Genomic DNA, 1,147 nt, shown 5'->3' on the forward strand with positions numbered 1-1,147 from the left:
CATTAAGCTTTAATAGACACGATAAATAAAATAAAGGCACCCAACTGGGTGCCTTTTCTCTTTAACCGTTAACTGAGGTTGTGGGTGACCAAAATGCCGCCTTCCTAGCGACACATTAACGCCTGAACCAAACCTTGTTCACTACACGCACTCTTCTTCACTCTGACGAACTCGAGTCGCAAGCTGACGATATTGATCCGCAATGGTGTCACCAAACACAGGATCATCTTCAGGTTGTTGCCACAACTCTTCGACACTGCGCCAATCATGCACAGAAAAAGCGCCAACGATGATGGGTAGTATGACTTTCTCTTCATACTCCATGTGTTTTCTCTGCGCCTCGATAAATGTCGCCAACTGATCGATGAAAACATGCTGAGGAACAACGGCATCTTGCAGAATCATATCCACCACATCTAAGAAATCAGCGGTCTTCTCCGAAAGCAATTGGTGCTCAAGCTCCAGATCTTCGATGGCTTGTTGCTTACCATAGTGCTTTAAGTAGTGGCGGTAGATAATGTCTTCTTTTGGGTGATGCACCTTATCCGAGTGACTCATAAGATAATGCACCACTTCCGCCACTAGGCTGTAATTGATCACTCGCTCTTTTTGCAGCAACTCAAGCTTATTCTTCAAAATCATGAGCAGACGAGCCATGTAGCCATGCTCTCTTCTTATCCTTTCTATCATCATAGTATTGCACTCCATTACACCTACTCTTTGTAAGTGTATATAAAGATGAGAGAATAGGGTTTGATACTGCTCAGAAAACAACCAAACTAAACGTCAAATGGTAAACGCCAGTCAATTGCAGGCAAATTCTGTGACTTTAGTAGCTCATTGGTTTTCGAAAAATGCTGACAACCAAAGAAACCACGCCTTGCCGACAAAGGAGATGGGTGAGGGGCATTCAAAACAAAGTGCTTATTGCTGTCTATGGATTGTCCTTTCTTTTGAGCATGGGCGCCCCACAATAGAAAGACGATCGGTTCAGAGCGTTGATTAAGCTGCTCGATGATATGGTCAGTAAATGTCTCCCAGCCACATTTCGCATGGGAGTGCGCCTTCCCTTCTTCTACCGTGAGTACGGTATTCAGCATTAATACGCCCTGCTCTGCCCACGATTTAAGATAACCGTGTGATGGTG

2 protein-coding genes are annotated in these 1,147 nt (G+C 44.6%); both read right to left on the reverse strand.

Annotation, left to right across the window (positions count from 1 at the left end):
- Nucleotides 1-141 precede the first annotated feature (141 nt).
- Nucleotides 142-693: a hemerythrin domain-containing protein gene (locus KIV40_RS30105; RefSeq protein ID WP_285352939.1), complete on the reverse strand. Its 552-nt coding sequence runs from the start codon at nucleotides 691-693 to the stop codon at nucleotides 142-144.
- Between the two features lie 86 nt (nucleotides 694-779).
- Nucleotides 780-1,147 (reverse strand): uracil-DNA glycosylase (locus KIV40_RS30110; protein WP_285352941.1); only part of this gene is annotated, 368 nt, incomplete at its 5' end.

This window comes from Vibrio sp. D173a (genome assembly GCF_030248475.1).